Source organism: Xanthomonas sp. SHU 308 (genome assembly GCF_000364645.1).
Classification (GTDB): Bacteria; Pseudomonadota; Gammaproteobacteria; order Xanthomonadales; family Xanthomonadaceae; genus Xanthomonas_A; species Xanthomonas_A sontii.
Genome location: NZ_AQOK01000845.1, coordinates 1 through 478 on the forward strand (window position 1 = coordinate 1; position 478 = coordinate 478).

Here is a 478-nt window from a genome sequence, read left to right on the forward strand (position 1 = left end):
GCGGGGACCGCCGCCGCCGAGGCCGGCGGCGCCGAGAGCGTGGCGCAGGCGCTGCAATCGGCGTTGGCGCAGGCGCAGCCGGGCGACCGGGTGCTGGTGTTCGGTTCGTTCCATACCGCCGCCGAGGCCTTGCACTGGCTGCATTCAGCCGGCTGATCCCGCCTCCGCGCGGGCCCACCTTATAATCGGCACGGCACTCCGCCACGCCGCCCCCTCAGCCTTTCCGTGGATACCGTCCTGAAACAGCGATTGATTGGCGCCCTTGTCCTGGTAGCGCTCGCCGTGATCTTCCTGCCGATGCTGGTGAAGGGGCCTGCGCCCGACAGCGGCGTGGCCAATGTGCCGCTGAAGGCGCCCGACGCGCCGGCCGACGGCCAGTTCGAGACCCGCGAGCTACCGCTGGTGACCCCGGGCGACGCACCCAGTGGCGGGGCGGTGGGCATGGCCAAGGCGCCGGGCGCCGCCGCTGCGCCAGCCA

2 pseudogenes are annotated in these 478 nt (G+C 73.0%); both read left to right on the forward strand.

What is annotated here, in order from left to right:
• Positions 1–156 (forward strand): annotated as a pseudogene (locus D588_RS27450) (bifunctional folylpolyglutamate synthase/dihydrofolate synthase); the annotation flags it as partial.
• Positions 157–225: 69 nt separating this feature from the next.
• Positions 226–478: pseudogene (locus tag D588_RS25885) on the forward strand (sporulation protein); the annotation flags it as partial.